The 15343-nt window shown below is 70.6% G+C and carries 12 protein-coding genes and 1 pseudogene; 11 read left to right on the forward strand and 2 right to left on the reverse strand.

What is annotated here, in order from left to right; all coding sequences use genetic code 11:
- Positions 1-166 precede the first annotated feature (166 nt).
- The 4 genes from ACFYZE_RS27250 (at position 167) to ACFYZE_RS27265 (ending at position 4695) form a co-directional block, all read left to right on the forward strand.
- Positions 167-733: a DUF4365 domain-containing protein gene (locus ACFYZE_RS27250; RefSeq protein WP_103842605.1), complete on the forward strand. Its 567-nt coding sequence runs from the start codon at positions 167-169 to the stop codon at positions 731-733.
- Positions 730-1947: a hypothetical protein gene (locus tag ACFYZE_RS27255; RefSeq protein ID WP_388999285.1), complete on the forward strand. Its 1218-nt coding sequence runs from the start codon at positions 730-732 to the stop codon at positions 1945-1947. Before ACFYZE_RS27250 ends, ACFYZE_RS27255 begins: the two co-directional genes overlap by 4 nt.
- A gap of 113 nt (positions 1948-2060) precedes the next feature.
- Positions 2061-4040 (forward strand): threonine--tRNA ligase, encoded by a 1980-nt coding sequence (thrS, locus tag ACFYZE_RS27260; RefSeq protein WP_388999288.1) that lies wholly within the window; start codon positions 2061-2063, stop codon positions 4038-4040.
- Positions 4041-4128: 88 nt separating this feature from the next.
- Positions 4129-4695, forward strand: coding sequence for an HIT family protein (locus ACFYZE_RS27265; RefSeq protein ID WP_388999291.1), 567 nt, complete (start codon positions 4129-4131; stop codon positions 4693-4695).
- Between the two features lie 152 nt (positions 4696-4847).
- On the opposite strand, the gene ACFYZE_RS27270 is transcribed toward ACFYZE_RS27265, so the two are convergent.
- Complete coding sequence (locus tag ACFYZE_RS27270; RefSeq protein ID WP_388999294.1) at positions 4848-6506, reverse strand: hypothetical protein; 1659 nt, start codon at positions 6504-6506, stop codon at positions 4848-4850.
- Between the two features lie 194 nt (positions 6507-6700).
- Positions 6701-8899, reverse strand: coding sequence for an elongation factor G-like protein EF-G2 (locus tag ACFYZE_RS27275; RefSeq protein WP_388999297.1), 2199 nt, complete (start codon positions 8897-8899; stop codon positions 6701-6703).
- A gap of 251 nt (positions 8900-9150) precedes the next feature.
- On the opposite strand from ACFYZE_RS27275, the pseudogene pgsA reads away from it, so the two are divergent.
- The 7 genes and pseudogenes from pgsA to ACFYZE_RS27310 all read left to right on the forward strand — a co-directional run bounded on the left by pgsA (position 9151) and on the right by ACFYZE_RS27310 (position 15321).
- A pseudogene (gene pgsA / locus ACFYZE_RS27280) lies at positions 9151-9893 on the forward strand (phosphatidylinositol phosphate synthase).
- Positions 9894-9921: 28 nt separating this feature from the next.
- Positions 9922-10845 carry a phosphatidylinositol mannoside acyltransferase gene (locus ACFYZE_RS27285; protein ID WP_388999300.1) on the forward strand — a complete coding sequence of 308 codons (924 nt, stop codon included), beginning with the start codon at positions 9922-9924 and terminating at the stop codon, positions 10843-10845.
- A complete protein-coding gene (locus ACFYZE_RS27290; RefSeq protein WP_388999303.1) occupies positions 10842-12002 on the forward strand; it encodes a glycosyltransferase family 4 protein in 1161 nt (386 codons plus the stop codon). The genes ACFYZE_RS27285 and ACFYZE_RS27290 overlap by 4 nt, the downstream gene beginning before the upstream one ends.
- An 80-nt stretch (positions 12003-12082) precedes the next feature.
- Positions 12083-12628, forward strand: coding sequence for a hypothetical protein (locus ACFYZE_RS27295; protein WP_388999306.1), 546 nt, complete (start codon positions 12083-12085; stop codon positions 12626-12628).
- A gap of 305 nt (positions 12629-12933) precedes the next feature.
- Positions 12934-13845 (forward strand): pyridoxal 5'-phosphate synthase lyase subunit PdxS, encoded by a 912-nt coding sequence (gene pdxS / locus ACFYZE_RS27300; RefSeq protein WP_103842625.1) that lies wholly within the window; start codon positions 12934-12936, stop codon positions 13843-13845.
- Positions 13846-13881: 36 nt separating this feature from the next.
- On the forward strand, positions 13882-14487 hold the full coding sequence (gene pdxT, locus ACFYZE_RS27305; protein WP_388999309.1) for a pyridoxal 5'-phosphate synthase glutaminase subunit PdxT: 606 nt from the start codon (positions 13882-13884) through the stop codon (positions 14485-14487).
- A gap of 81 nt (positions 14488-14568) precedes the next feature.
- Complete coding sequence (locus ACFYZE_RS27310; RefSeq protein ID WP_388999312.1) at positions 14569-15321, forward strand: YebC/PmpR family DNA-binding transcriptional regulator; 753 nt, start codon at positions 14569-14571, stop codon at positions 15319-15321.
- The last annotated feature ends 22 nt before the right edge of the window (positions 15322-15343 follow it).

The raw sequence follows: 15343 nt of genomic DNA on the forward strand, positions 1-15343 counted from the left end.
CTACCCAACTCCTCGTTCACCCGTGGCAGCTGACGTACCGTCTTCTGCCCGTTTGGTGATACCCGGGCTGTTTGCGCCGTACGCCGGAAGGAGACAACAGGAGTACGGGTCTTTGCAGTTCAAGGGGGCTCGACGGGGATTCACTGCGCAGGGAAGGCTGTTGGTCATGGCGATAGCGCAGCCCGAGCGGGGCGGGCTGCTGCCCGAGCGGACGGCACCCCATCGCGGCACACTCGCCACCACCGCCTGCATGGAGACGCTGCAGGTGGGCTATCTGCACGCGGTCGCCGCGGCGGCCGGCTGCTCGCTGTCCCAGCCCTTCCCGGACAACGGCATCGACTGGCACGTCAGCCACAGCGCGCCCGGCCACACGGTCGACGACGAGGTCACCATCAAAGTGCAGCTGAAGTGCACGTACCAGATACCGCCGAACCCCCCGGGCCGGTTCTTCTCCTTCACGCTCGACAACGAGCACCTGCGGAAGCTCGCCCGCACCCCCGTCTCCGTGCACAAGATCCTCGTCGTGATGATCGTCCCCCGGACCCAGGACCAGTGGCTGCGGGCCGGTCACGACCGTCTGGACCTGCGGCACTGCTGCTACTGGACCAACCTCGCCGGACACCCGATCACGGGCCGGCACCGCACCACCGTGCGCGTCCCGACCTCGCGCATCTTCGACGACCGCGCCCTGTGCGAGATCATGACCCGGGTCGGAACGGGAGGCAGACCGTGACACACCGTCCCCTCGACGAGCAGTCCCGCACCGTCCGGCCGCACCCCGCGGAGCCGCTGTGGAACCGGCCGCCCGCCCCCGACAAGGTCGACCCCGCCGTGCTCGGCGCCCTGCTGCACCGCCACGGCTGGCAGCGCCGCGGCGGGGCCCCCGGGCGCTACGGCCGCTGGACCCCACCGGGCCCCGGCGGCAGTGGTACGAGCCTGCTGGTGCCGGAGAGCCGCGCCTTCCCCGACTGCGACGACCTGATCGGCGAGGCCCTCCTCGCCCTGACCCGCAGCGGCTCGCCCTCCGCCCGCGACGTGCTGGTCGGCCTGACCGTGCCCAGTGACGAGATCCACTGGTGGCGTGATGTGCCGACGGGACCCGTGGGTGCCGCTCCCTGGGACGTCGAGGACCAGCTGCGCACCGCCGCCCGCCGGATGCTGCTGGCGGCCGCCCTCGCCACCCGCGCCCGGGCCGGCTACTACGGCGCCCGGCACCGCAGGCCCGCCGCCGCGTCGCTCGAGCACGTCCTGATCGGCGCGGCCACCGGCGGCCGGGAGCTCACCGCCTTCGTGCCCGTCGCCACCGGCCGGCCGCTCGCCGTGCGCCTGCACCAAGCGCTGTACGCCGCCCGCGAGGCCATCGACTACCAGCGGGCCACCGGCGGGATGGACGCCTTCGACACCGCCGTCGAGGCCGGCGTGAGCCATGAGCTGACCGAGGCGCTGGTCGCCCTCGTCCGCGGATCCGAGGGCGCCCGGATCGCCGTCGCGTGGGCGCCTGCCGCCGGCGTCCCCGAGGGCGGTGCGACGCCCGCCGAACCGGTCGAGTTCTCCCCGGGCGACCTGCCCGCCCTGCGTGAGGCCGGAGCCCGCTATCTGCGCGAGGAGCCGTCCGTACCGGTGCGGATCACCGGCGCAGTCGTCCGCCTGCGCCGTTCGGGACCGCGGGGCGAGGGCACCGTACGGCTGCGCGTCCTCGCCGGAGCGGAGGTGCCGCACGTAAGGATGACCCTGGACGAGGAGTCGTACCGCATCGCGGGCCACGCCCACCTCGTCGGACTGCCGATCAAAGTGCACGGACGGCTGGAGAGCCGCGGCGGCTTCCGGCGCCTCGCGGCCGCGTCCGGGGTGGCGCCGGTGCAGGTCGACGAGGCCGAGCGGGATCGGCTGATGAAGTCGCTCCAGGAGAACCTGGACTTCTTCGAGGAGGCGTGCGGCGGGGACTGAAGCACCCGGGGCACCGTAACCGTTTCGCGGTGGGCCGCCGTGGGTCGGTACGATCCCAGTCATGCGCGCGCTCCCGGTATGGCGCCGCATCCACCAGCAGTCAGGAGAGTCCGGTGTCAGACGTCCGTGTGATCATCCAACGCGATTCCGAGCGGGAAGAGCGCGTGGTGACGACGGGCACTACGGCCGCCGACCTCTTCGCCGGCGAGCGCTCGATCGTCGCCGCGCGCGTGGGCGGTGAGCTGAGGGACCTCGCGTACGAGGTGAAGGACGGCGAGACCGTCGAGGGCGTCGAGATCTCCTCCGACGACGGCCTGAACATCCTGCGCCACTCCACCGCGCACGTGATGGCCCAGGCCGTGCAGGAGATCTTCCCCGAGGCGAAGCTGGGCATCGGCCCGCCCATCCGGGACGGCTTCTACTACGACTTCGACGTGGCCGAGCCGTTCACCCCGGACGATCTCAAGCGCATCGAGAAGAAGATGCAGGAGATCATCAAGCGGGGCCAGCGCTTCTCGCGCCGGGTGACCACGGACGAGGACGCCCGCGAGGAACTGGCGAACGAGCCGTACAAGCTCGAGCTCATCGGCCTCAAGGGCAACGCCGCGCAGGCCGCCGAGGGCGCCGACGCCGAGGTCGGCGGCGGCGAGCTGACGATCTACGACAACCTGGACGCCAAGACCGGCGAGCTGTGCTGGAAGGACCTCTGCCGCGGTCCCCACCTGCCCACCACCCGGGTCGTCCCGGCGTTCAAGCTGATGCGCTCGGCGGCCGCCTACTGGCGCGGCAGCGAGAAGAACCCGCAGCTCCAGCGCATCTACGGCACCGCCTGGCCGTCCAGGGACGAGCTCAAGGCGTACCTGGACTTCCTCGCCGAGGCCGAGAAGCGCGACCACCGCAAGCTCGGCGCCGAGCTGGACCTGTTCTCCTTCCCCGAGGAGCTGGGCCCCGGCCTGGCGGTCTTCCACCCCAAGGGCGGGGTCATCCGCAAGGAGATGGAGACCTACTCGCGGCGGCGCCACGAGGTCTCCGGCTACGAGTTCGTGAACACACCGCACATCTCCAAGGAGAAGCTCTTCGAGATCTCCGGGCACCTGCCGCACTACTCGGACGGCATGTTCCCGGCCATCGAGTTCGACGAGCAGAACTACCGCCTCAAGGCGATGAACTGCCCGATGCACAACCTGATCTTCAAGTCGCGCGGCCGTTCCTACCGTGAACTGCCCCTGCGCCTCTTCGAGTTCGGGACCGTGTACCGGTACGAGAAGTCGGGTGTCGTGCACGGCCTGACCCGCTCGCGCGGCTTCACCCAGGACGACTCGCACATCTACTGCACCAAGGAGCAGATGCCGCAGGAGCTCGACACGCTCCTGACCTTCGTCCTGGACCTGCTGCGCGACTACGGCCTCACTGAGTTCGAGCTGGAGCTGTCCACCCGAGACGACTCCGACAAGTTCATCGGCTCGGACGAGGACTGGGAGGAGGCCACCGAGGCGCTCCGCCAGGCAGCCGAGAAGCAGGGCCTGCCCCTGGTCCCGGACCCGGGCGGCGCGGCCTACTACGGCCCGAAGATCTCGGTGCAGGCCCGGGACGCCATCGGCCGGTCCTGGCAGATGTCGACGATCCAGGTCGACTTCAACCAGCCGAAGCGGTTCGGCCTGGAGTACACGGCGGCGGACGGCTCGCGCCAGCAGCCCGTCATGATCCACCGGGCCCTCTTCGGGTCGATCGAGCGGTTCTTCGGCGTGCTCCTGGAGCACTACGCGGGCGCCTTCCCGGCCTGGCTCGCCCCGGTCCAGGCGGTCGGCATCCCGATCGGCGACGCGCACGTGCCCTACCTGGAGAAGTTCGCCGAGCGGGCGCGGGAGCGCGGCCTGCGCGTCGAGGTCGACTCCTCCTCCGACCGTATGCAGAAGAAGATCCGCAACGCCCAGAAGCAGAAGGTGCCCTTCATGGTCATCGCGGGCGACGAGGACATGTCCCACGGCTCGGTGTCGTTCCGCTTCCGGGACGGCTCCCAGGAGAACGGCATCCCGTTCGACGAGGCCATCGCCAAGATCGTGAAGGTCGTCGAGGAGCGGGCGCAGGTCTGACAGCCGTCAGGGTCCCGATCCGACAGACGGGCGCAAAGGCCCCCGGGGGATCCCGGGGGCCTTTGCCCTGCCCCGGCGAAGACGCCATATGCTGCACCTCATGACGAGTGAGCCGGAGCAGCAGATCGGAGTGGGCACGCAGGACGCGTTCCAGCGTCTGTGGACGCCCCACCGGATGGCCTACATCCAGGGCGAGAACAAGCCGACCGGTCCTGGGGCCGACGACGGCTGCCCGTTCTGCTCCATCCCGGCCAAGTCGGACGAGGACGGGCTCATCGTCAAGCGGGGCGGACAGGTGTACGCGGTGCTGAACCTGTACCCGTACAACGGCGGCCACCTGATGGTCGTCCCCTACCGCCATGTCGCCGACTACACCGACCTCACGGAGCCGGAGACCGCGGAGCTCGCCGAGCTGACCAAACAGGCGATGACCGCGCTGCGCACGGCCTCCGGGGCCCATGGGTTCAACATCGGCATGAACCAGGGCTCGGTCGCCGGTGCCGGCATCGCCGCCCACCTGCACCAGCACATCGTGCCGCGCTGGGGCGGCGACACGAACTTCATGCCGGTGGTCGGCCACACGAAGGTACTGCCGCAGCTGCTGGCGGACACGCGGAAGATGCTGGCGGAGGCGTGGCCGACGGGCGCTGCATAGCCGACGTGCCCCTCAGCCTGTCTTGGGGCACCCCCCTGCTCGAAGAGCCAGGGGATTGAGGACCAGGCCGTCCAGGCCGAAGCGGGGACCCGGGGGGCGGCGGCCCCGGCACGGCCACTGCGCCAGCGGCACCGGACGGCCCGCCGGAGGCGCTACGCGTCGTACACGTCCGCCTTCTTCGGCGTCGGATCCTGCACCTGCGCGCTGAGAAACGTCGACCGCGTCCCGAACGCCTCCACGTCCACCCCGTGGTCCTTCAGGACCCGGATCGCCGCCGCGTGCACCACCCGCAGCACCGGCGTCGCCGCGCGCAGGGCGTCGTCGGCCATGAAACGGTGACGCCACGGCTGGTCCGCCCAGGCGTGGCGCAGACCGAACGGCTCCGGGAGGGTCAGCGAGCCGCCGAGCCAGTTCAGGAACGGCGGATACCAGGTGAGCGGGGCGCGCGCGGCGAGCCGCACCACCTCGTCGGCGTCGACCAGCGGCAGCCTCACCTTGTGGGTCTCCCAGAACTTGACGGTCTTCGCCACCTCCTTCTCCTTGGGCTCGGGCTTCGTGGTGAACAGGGAGTTGACGGGTCCCAGGGCGTGCCCGGTGACCTCGATGCGCAGGGTGTCGTGCAGCACCGTCACCGTGATGAGCATGGTGATGATCAACTGGCCGTCCCACAGCGTCCACTGGACACCGAGGTAGTGCCGGTCGCCGCTGCCGAACTGCTGCTTGTTGCAGATGTCCTGTATCGCGTGCGTCTTGATCGTGTACGCGTCCACGTCGGTGCCGCTGGGCCGGGAAACCTCCTTCGCCTTCTCCCCGATCGGCGTGACGATCCAGTGCGTTATGGAGGGCTTCGGGAAGCCGCCGGTGTTGATGGAGGTCCGCTCCAGCATCGCCAGGTCGCCCTGGATCGCGGTGATCACGTCCCAGCTGCGGAAGGGGTGGAAGTCCTTCCCCGGCTCGGCGGAGACCAGGTCCTCGGCCAGCTGCCAGCTGCCCCAGCGTGTGCCCATGCCGAGGATGCCCTTGGGGCCGGCGTAGAAGACGGAGTTGGACCGCTGCTCGGCGCTCAGCCGGGTGAGCTCCTTGCGCAGCTGCTCGGCCGCGTCGCCGGGGTGCCCGGGCACCGCCTCGGGGATCTTGGCGCCCAGGCCGCCGCCGGCGAGCAGACTGTCCCAGCGCTCACGCAGGTCCTTCGCCGTGCGCTCACAGATCTGCTTGGCCCAGAACCATCCGACGACCGGCATGACGACCGCAGCGCGCGCGTACCACGCCCAGAAGCCGGAGAACGGCATACGGATCAGGAAGATCACGGCCAGGGCGCCGACGGCGACCAGAAGGGTCGTGGCGAGCGCACCGGCGCTCCGGTCCGTGCGCTTGCCCAGCGTGGTCCGGATCTGGAACACCAGCAGCCACACCAGGAATCCCGGCAGGAACAGCACCCCGCACAGGACCGTCACCGCCGTCAGCCAGTTGTCGCGTTCCCGCCGGATGCGGTGGGCCGCCAGACAGTGCTCCACCACGACCTGCGGCTCGGTGCCGAACGACTGGATGAGGGGTTTGCGCCCGGCGCCCAGCATGCGGTCGATCACCGCTCGGGAGTAGGCCTCACCGAGCTTGGGACGGAAGATCCTCGCCCACGGACGCGGGGGCTTGACGGTCGATTGGTGCCACTCGTTGTCGGCCTCGAGGATCTTGGTGACCTCGTCGTCCTCCCGGTACGCCGCCGAGGCCAGGGCGTAGGTCGCCGCCGTCTGGCCCGCGGAGCCCGAAAGGGGCACCTGCGCCCCGGGGCTGAAATCGAATCCGTCCGTCACTGCCGCCCCCTCGCCGCCGAACCCGCTCCTGCGGCCTTTCCCGACTTCCTTGCTCCGCACACCTGTTGAACAGGTCGGTGTGCTGATCGTGTGTCGACTTGATCAGGACATCAGCGTATCCGCAGGCACTGACATGCGGGAGCGGACGACCGGAAGAGGTCCGCTCCCGCGTGGAGAGGGGAACAAGGGTTCAACTACTGGGACTTCTGGGCCTCTTGACGGATCTTTTCCCCGAGTTGTTGCGGCATCGGCTCGTGCCGCGCGTAGGAGCGGCTGAAGCGTGCGGTGCCGTGCGAGAGGGAACGCAGGTCGATCGCGTACCGGCCGATCTCGATCTCCGGCACCTCGGCCCGTACCAGGGTCCGGCCGCCGCTGACCTGCTCGGTGCCCAGCAGCCGGCCGCGCCGCGCGGACAGGTCGCTCATCACGGCGCCCACGTACTCGTCGCCCACCAGCACCGACACCTCGGCGACCGGTTCCAGCAGATGGATCTTGGCGTCGGCCGCCGCCTCGCGCAGGGCGAGCGCGCCCGCCGTCTGGAAGGCGGCGTCCGAGGAGTCCACGGAGTGCGCCTTGCCGTCGAGCAGCGTGACCCGGATGTCGACCAGCGGGTAGCCGGCGGCCACACCCTTGGCGGCCTGCGCGCGCACCCCCTTCTCGACGGACGGGATGAACTGCCGGGGCACCGCTCCGCCGACCACCTTGTCCACGAACTCGATTCCGGAGCCGCCCGGCAGCGGTTCGACCTCGATCTCGCAGATCGCGTACTGGCCGTGCCCGCCGGACTGCTTCACATGACGGCCCCTGCCGGCGGACCTGCCCGCGAAGGTCTCCCGGAGGGACACCCTGTGCGGGACCACGTCGACCTGGACGCCGTACCGGCTCCGCAGCCGCTCCAGGGCGACGTCCGCGTGCGCCTCGCCCAGACACCACAGCACCACCTGGTGGGTGTCCTGGTTCTGCTCGAGGCGCATGGTCGGGTCCTCGGCGACCAGTCGGGCCAGGCCCTGGCTGAGCTTGTCCTCGTCCGCCTTGCTGTGCGCCTGGATGGCGAGCGGCAGCAGCGGGTCGGGCATCTGCCAGGGCTCCATCAGGAGCGGGTCGTCCTTGGCCGAGAGGGTGTCCCCGGTCTCGGCACGGCCGAGTTTGGCCACGCACACCAGGTCGCCCGCGACGGCATGCGTGACCGGGCGCTGCTGCTTGCCGAAGGGCGTGGACAGGGCGCCGATCTTCTCGTCGACGTCGTGGTCCTCGTGGCCGCGGTCGGCCAGGCCGTGTCCGGAGACGTGCACCGTCTGGTCGGGGCGCAGGGTGCCGGAGAAGACGCGGACCAGCGAGATGCGGCCGACGTAGGGATCGGAGGAGGTCTTGACGACCTCGGCGACCAGCGGGCCCTCGGTGTCGCAGGCCTTCAGCTCGCGCGGCCTGCCGTCGATGGTGGTGACCCCCGGCATCGGGTGCTCGAACGGGGTCGGGAACCCGCCGGTGATCAGTTCCAGCAACTCGACCGTGCCGAGGCCCTGCTTGGCGCCCTCGGCGGCGGGTGCGGCGGCCAGGACGGGGAAGAAGCTGCCGCGCGCCACGGCCCGTTCCAGGTCCTGGATCAGCGTCTTGATCTCGACCTGCTCACCACCGAGGTAGCGGTCCATGAGGGTCTCGTCCTCGCTCTCGGAGATGATCCCCTCGATGAGCCGGTTGCGGGCCTCCTCGATCCCCGGCAGTTGGTCCTCACCCGGTTCGGACTCCTTGCGCTCGCCGGTCGAGTAGTCGAACAGCTTCTGCGTGAGCAGCCCGACCAGACCGGTCACGGGCGCGTGCCCGTCGGGGCCCTGCGGGCCGTGCAGCGGCAGGTACAGCGGCAGGACGGCGTCGGGGTCGTCCCCGCCGAACGCCTCCGCGCAACGGCGGGTCATCTCCGCGAAGTCGGCCCGGGCCGCCTCCAGGTGTGTGATCACGATGGCGCGTGGCATGCCGACCGCCGCGCACTCCTCCCACACCATCCGGGTCGAGCCGTCCACACCGTCCGAGGCCGAGACGACGAAAAGGGCCGCGTCCGCGGCGCGCAGACCGGCCCGTAGCTCCCCGACGAAGTCGGCGTATCCAGGAGTGTCCAGCAGGTTGATCTTGATCCCGTCCCATTCGACGGGAACCAGGGAGAGCTGCACCGAGCGCTGCTGCCGGTGCTCGATCTCGTCGTAGTCGGAGACGGAGCCGCCGTCCTCCACACGGCCCGCCCGGTTCAGCGCTCCCGCCGTCAGTGCGAGAGCCTCCACCAGAGTCGTCTTGCCCGATCCGCTGTGGCCGACCAGCACCACATTCCGTACGGACGCGGGCCGGTCGGCCGCCGTTGCCCTGCCGGCGGCTCCGGGGTGTACGTTCGCCTTGTCGCCCATGGCCTTGCCTCCCGTGCACCGTGAGGTCACTGTGGGCGCGGACATGCGGACCCGCGTGCGAGGCGGCTCCGGTGACGCCCGCGGTTCTTTCGAGCTTTGCACCCGCGTCACAATGCGTCCATACGAGGGACGTGATCCCGTTCGCGGGCCGTGCTCCGAGCGGCGCGATCGCGCCGTGACCCGGGCGCCATCAGGCCGTGACACAGGGCCTTGGGTGCCCGGCCGTCGCGCCCACGCGCGCGTGGCTACGATTGGGCGCGCCGGTGGCCAGCAGGGGCCGCGCGGCTCACCGACCGTCGGGAAGGCCATGCTGAACAAGTACGCGCGTGCTTTCTTCACGCGTGTTCTCACACCGTTCGCCGCGTTTCTGATCCGGCGGGGCGTCAGCCCCGACACGGTCACGCTGATCGGCACCGCCGGCGTGATCGCGGGCGCACTGGTCTTCTACCCCAGGGGCGAGTTCTTCTGGGGCACGGTCGTCATCACGCTGTTCGTCTTCTCGGACCTCGTCGACGGCAACATGGCCCGCCAGCTGGGCCGCTCCAGCCGCTGGGGCGCCTTCCTGGACTCCACGCTCGACCGGGTCGCCGACGGCGCGATCTTCGGCGGCTTCGCCCTGTGGTACGCGGGCAACGGCAACGACAACGTCCTGTGCGCGGTGTCGATCTTCTGTCTGGCCAGCGGCCAGGTGGTGTCGTACACCAAGGCCCGCGGCGAGTCGATCGGGCTGCCCGTGGCGGTCAACGGGCTCGTGGAGCGCGCCGAACGCCTGGTGATCTCACTGGTCGCCGCCGGGCTCGCGGGCCTGCACAAGTTCGGCGTACCCGGCATCCAGTACCTGCTGCCGATCGCGCTGTGGATCGTCGCCGTCGGCAGCCTGGTCACACTGATCCAGCGGGTCGTCACCGTGCGCCGGGAGTCCGCCGAGGCGGACGCCGCCGCGGCCGGGCAGAACGACGAGAGCGCCTCGCACGGCAGCGAGGCGGCCAAGTGAGCGGCGGCAAGAGGAGTGGGGCGGCGGCATGACCAGCCTCCAGGAACGGCTCACGGACGGGCTCTACGGCCTTGGCTGGAGCACGGTGAAGACGCTGCCCGAACCCGTCGCCACCCGGCTCGGCCGCACCATCGCCGACCTCGCCTGGAAACAGCGCGGCAAGGGCGTGCGACGGCTCGAGAGCAACTACGCGCGCGTGGTGCCCGACGCGACCCCGGAGCGGCTCGCCGAGCTTACGCGGGCGGGCATGCGGTCTTACCTGCGCTACTGGATGGAGTCCTTCCGGCTGCCCGTGTGGAGCCCGGAGCGCATAAGGCGCGGCTTCGACCCCAAGGACCTGCACTTCCTCACCGACGGGCTCGCCGCCGGCAAGGGCGTCGTGCTCGCGCTGCCGCACCTGGCCAACTGGGACCTGGCGGGCGCCTGGGTCACCACCGAGCTGCGCACGCCGTTCACCACGGTGGCCGAGCGGCTCAAGCCGGAGACGCTCTACGACCGGTTCGTCGCCTACCGCGAGGGCCTCGGCATGGAGGTGCTGCCGCACAGCGGCGGCTCCGCGTTCGGCACCCTGGCCCGGCGGCTGCGCGACGGGGGACTGGTCTGTCTGGTCGCCGACCGGGACCTGTCCGCCTCCGGCGTCGAGGTGACCTTCTTCGGCGAGACGGCCCGGATGCCGGCGGGACCGGCGCTGCTCGCCCAGCAGACCGGCGCGCTGCTGCTGCCGGTGACGCTCTGGTACGACGACTCGCCCGTCATGCAGGGCCGCGTGCACCCCCCGATCGAGGTACCCCAGTCAGGCAGCCGGGCCGAGAAGACGTCTGTCATGACACAGGCGCTGGCCGACGCCTTCGCCACGGGGATCGCCGAGCATCCGGAGGACTGGCACATGCTGCAGCGGTTGTGGCTCGCCGACCTGGACCCGACCAGGGAACCCGGGAAGGGCACGCCGTGAGGATCGGCATCGTCTGCCCGTACTCCTGGGACGTGCCGGGCGGCGTCCAGTTCCACATCCGCGATCTGGCCGAGTACTTCGTCCGCCTCGGGCACGAGGTGTCCGTCCTCGCGCCGGCGGACGACGACACCCCGCTGCCGCCGTACGTCGTCTCGGCCGGGCGTGCCGTCCCGGTGCCGTACAACGGCTCGGTGGCACGTTTGAACTTCGGCTTCCTGAGCGCCGCGCGCGTGCGGCGCTGGCTGCACGACGGCGGGTTCGACGTGATCCACATCCACGAGCCCGCTTCGCCGTCCCTGGGCCTGCTGGCCTGCTGGGCGGCGCAGGGCCCGATCGTGGCGACCTTCCACACGTCGAACCCGCGCTCCCGGGCCATGATCGCCGCGTACGCGATCCTCCAGGCGGCCCTGGAGAAGATCAGCGCGCGGATCGCGGTGAGCGAGTACGCGCGGCGCACCCTCGTCGAACATCTGGGCGGCGATGCGGTGGTGATCCCCAACGGCGTGGACGTCGACTTCTTCGCGAAGGCCGAGCCCAGGCCCGAGTGGCAGGGGGACACGATCGGTTTCATAGGGCGCATCGACGAACCGCGCAAAGGCCTGCCGGTCCTCATGAAGGCCCTGCCGAAGATCCTCGCCGCTCGCCCCCGGACACGGCTGCTGGTGGCGGGCCGGGGAGACCAGGAGGAGGCGGTCGAGACGCTCCCCCCCGAGCTGCGCCCGCGCGTGCAGTTCCTCGGCATGATCAGCGACGAGGACAAGGCGCGCCTGCTGCGCAGCGTCGACCTGTACGTGGCGCCCAACACCGGCGGCGAGAGCTTCGGCATCATCCTCGTCGAGGCCATGTCGGCGGGCGCCCCGGTCCTCGCCTCCGACCTGGACGCCTTCGCGCAGGTCCTGGACCAGGGAGCGGCCGGCGAACTGTTCGCCAACGAGGACGCCGACGCCCTCGCCGACGCCGCGGTACGCCTGCTGAACGACGCGGACCGCCGAGCCGAACTGAGCGCCCGGGGAAGCGCCCACGTACGGCGCTTCGACTGGTCGACGGTCGGCGCGGACATCCTGTCGGTCTACGAGACGGTGACGGCGGGCGCGGCGGCGGTGGCGGCGGACGAGCGCACGGGGCTGCGGGCGCGGCTGGGGCTGGCGCGGGACTGAGGTCCGGCCGCCGGGCCCGGCGTTCCGGTGGGCCCGAGGGAGCCGGGGAAGGGGCGAGCGCGGGCCGATAACCTTCGCCCGTGACCGCAACCCTCATCTGGACTCTCGTCGCACTCGTCGCGATCGGCCTCTATCTGAGCTGGACCGCAGGGCGGCTCGACCGGCTGCACGCCCGGATCGACGCGGCGCGCGCCGCGCTCGACGCGCAGCTGCTGCGGCGGGCCTCGGTCGCCCAGGAACTGGCCACCTCCGGTGTGCTCGACCCGGCTGCGTCGATCGTCCTGTACGAGGCCGCACACGCGGCACGGCAGGCCGAGGAGGAGCAGCGGGAGGTCGCCGAGAGCGAGCTGAGCCAGGCGCTGCGGGCCGTGTTCGCGGAGGCGCAGCAGGTCGAGGCGGTGCGCGAGGCGCCCGGCGGGGAGACGGCCGCACGGGAGCTGACCGAGGCGGTGCGCCGGGTGCCGATGGCCCGCCGTTTCCACAACGACGCCGTACGCGCGGCGCGGGCCCTGCGCCGGCACCGCAAGGTGCGCTGGTTCCGCCTCGCCGGGCACGCCCCGTTCCCCATGGCGTTCGAAATGGACGACGAGCCCCCGGCGGCACTGACGGACCGCTCGACGGCCTGAAACCACGGGACAACGGCGGGCGGCACGGGGCCACGGGACACAGGGCCACAGGGCCACGAGGCCACAGGGCACAGGGCACAGGCCACGAGGCCACGAGGCCACGGGCACGGCGCCACAGGGCACGGGACACAGGCCACGGGATACGGTGCGTGGACGAGTGACCCAGGCCGCGGGCCACAGGTGTCGCTTCGCGCCACGGCGCAAAACGATCCACCGGCTCCCCATTGGCCCTTGCAGTGGCCTGCACCCGTCCCGTTTCCTCGGTCCAGCAGAAATCCGTCTTTTTCCGAGTGAGGTCGAAACCCGTGTCCAGCGAGCTCTCCACCCCCCAGACCCCCGAGACCGGCACCGCCCGCGTCAAGCGCGGCATGGCCGAGCAGCTCAAGGGCGGCGTGATCATGGACGTCGTCACGCCGGAGCAGGCGAAGATCGCCGAGGACGCGGGCGCCGTCGCCGTCATGGCTCTGGAGCGGGTCCCGGCCGACATCCGCAAGGACGGCGGCGTGGCCCGCATGTCCGACCCGGACATGATCGAGGGCATCATCGACGCCGTCTCCATCCCGGTCATGGCCAAGTCCCGCATCGGCCACTTCGTCGAGGCCCAGGTCCTGCAGTCCCTCGGCGTCGACTACATCGACGAGTCGGAGGTCCTCACCCCCGCCGACGAGGTCAACCACTCCGACAAGTGGGCGTTCACCACCCCCTTCGTCTGCGGCGCCACCAACCTCGGCGAGGCCCTGCGCCGCATCGCCGAGGGCGCCGCGATGATCCGCTCCAAGGGCGAGGCCGGCACCGGAAACGTCGTCGAGGCCGTCCGCCACCTGCGCCAGATCAAGAACGAGATCGCCCGCCTGCGCGGCTTCGACAACCACGAGCTGTACGCCGCCGCCAAGGAGCTGCGCGCCCCGTACGAGCTGGTCAAGGAGGTCGCCGAGCTGGGCAAGCTCCCGGTCGTGCTGTTCTCCGCCGGTGGCGTCGCCACCCCGGCCGACGCCGCGCTGATGCGCCAGCTCGGCGCCGAGGGCGTCTTCGTCGGCTCCGGCATCTTCAAGTCCGGCGACCCGGCCAAGCGCGCCGCCGCCATCGTGAAGGCCACCACCTTCTACGACGACCCCAAGATCATCGCGGACGCGTCCCGCAACCTCGGTGAGGCCATGGTCGGCATCAACTGCGACACCCTCCCCGAGACCGAGCGCTACGCCAACCGCGGCTGGTAAGTCTCCGCAGGAACAGCACGAGGACTGCACGAACACATGACTGACGCACCCGTCATTGGCGTCCTGGCCCTCCAGGGCGACGTACGGGAGCATCTCATCGCCCTGGCCGCGGCCGACGCCGTGGCCAGGCCGGTGCGGCGCCCCGAAGAGCTCGCCGAGGTCGACGGCCTCGTCCTCCCCGGCGGCGAGTCCACCACCATCTCCAAGCTGGCCGTCCTCTTCGGAGTGATGGAACCCCTCCGCGCGCGCGTGCGTGACGGCATGCCCGTCTACGGCACCTGCGCGGGCATGATCATGCTCGCGGACAAGATCCTCGACCCGCGCTCCGGCCAGGAGACCGTCGGCGGCATCGACATGATCGTGCGCCGCAACGCCTTCGGACGGCAGAACGAGTCCTTCGAGGCGGCCGTCGACGTCCAGGGCATCGAGGGCGATCCTGTAGAGGGCGTCTTCATCCGCGCCCCCTGGGTCGAGTCCGTCGGGGCGGGCGCCGAGGTGCTCGCCGAGCACGACGGCCACATCGTCGCCGTACGCCAGGGCAATGCCCTCGCCACGTCGTTCCACCCGGAGCTGACCGGCGACCACCGTGTGCACGCCCTGTTCGTCGACATGGTGCGCGCCAATCGGGTACCGGAGTCCTAGTAGGATCTCCGGGGGTCCTCCCAGCCGTTAAGGTCTGGGGGAGTTCGTTGCAGAGATGGGTTACGCGAAGGAGACAGGCAGATGTCCGGCCACTCTAAATGGGCCACGACGAAGCACAAGAAGGCCGTGATCGACGCCAAGCGCGGCAAGCTCTTCGCGAAGCTGATCAAGAACATCGAGGTGGCGGCCCGGACGGGCGGCGCGGACCCCGACGGCAACCCGACTCTCTACGACGCCATCCAGAAGGCGAAGAAGTCGTCGGTCCCGAACAAGAACATCGACTCCGCCGTCAAGCGTGGCGCGGGGCTCGAGGCCGGCGGTGCCGACTACGAGACGATCATGTACGAGGGCTACGGCCCGAACGGTGTCGCGGTGCTCATCGAGTGCCTCACCGACAACCGCAACCGTGCCGCCTCCGACGTGCGCGTGGCGATGACCCGCAACGGTGGCTCCATGGCCGACCCGGGCTCGGTCTCGTACCTGTTCAACCGCAAGGGCGTCGTGATCGTCCCCAAGGGCGAGCTGACCGAGGACGACGTCCTGGGCGCCGTGCTCGACGCGGGCGCCGAGGAGGTCAACGACCTGGGCGAGTCCTTCGAGGTCATCAGCGAGGCCACCGACCTGGTCGCGGTCCGCAAGGCCCTGCAGGACGCCGGGATCGACTACGACTCCGCCGAGGCCAATTTCGTCCCGACCATGCAGGTCCAGCTGGACGAGGAAGGCGCCAAGAAGATCTTCAAGCTGATCGACGCGCTCGAGGACAGCGACGACGTGCAGAACGTCTTCGCGAACTTCGACGTCACCGACGAGATCATGGAGAAGGTCGGCGCGTAACGCTGCCGCTGGGTTCGACGGG

The sequence above is a fragment of the Streptomyces sp. NPDC001796 genome, assembly GCF_042892355.1.
In the GTDB taxonomy this organism is placed as follows: domain Bacteria; phylum Actinomycetota; class Actinomycetes; order Streptomycetales; family Streptomycetaceae; genus Streptomyces.